Origin of the sequence: Halomonas sp. ND22Bw, assembly GCF_003011945.1 — a bacterium.
GTDB classification, from domain to species: domain Bacteria; phylum Pseudomonadota; class Gammaproteobacteria; order Pseudomonadales; family Halomonadaceae; genus Halomonas; species Halomonas halophila.
The window spans coordinates 1-409 of sequence record NZ_PXWD01000241.1 but is presented as its reverse complement, the minus strand read 5'-3'; the positions used below and the strand labels follow the sequence as shown (position 1 = coordinate 409).

Here is a 409-nt window from a genome sequence, read left to right as displayed (position 1 = left end):
GGGTGCTGAACCGCCTGGCCAATGCGCCCCTGGCCGCCCTGGACGGCCCCGCCGACCGTGACCGTCGCGCGTTCAACAAGCGGATGCAGGATCTGCTGGTCGGCGCCCTGGCCCTGATCGCGGCGGCGCCCGTCATGGCCCTGGTCGCCTTGGCCGTGCGTCTGGACAGCCCCGGTCCCGTCTTTTTCCGCCAACGTCGCCACGGCTTCAATCACGAGAACATCGTCGTGTGGAAGTTCCGGTCCATGCGCCATGCGGCCGCCGACGCCACGGCCTCGCGTCAGGTCTGCGCGGAGGACGACCGCGTGACCCGCGTCGGCCGGTTCATCCGCGCCACCAGCCTGGATGAGCTGCCCCAGATCTTCAACGTCCTGTCGGGCGAGATGTCGCTGGTCGGACCACGCCCCCA

At 70.2% G+C, this 409-nt stretch carries 1 protein-coding gene; it reads left to right on the top strand.

Going from position 1 to position 409, the window contains the following annotated elements:
• Positions 1 to 409: sugar transferase (locus CVH10_RS17865; protein WP_219924776.1), on the top strand; the 409-nt coding region annotated here is incomplete at both ends.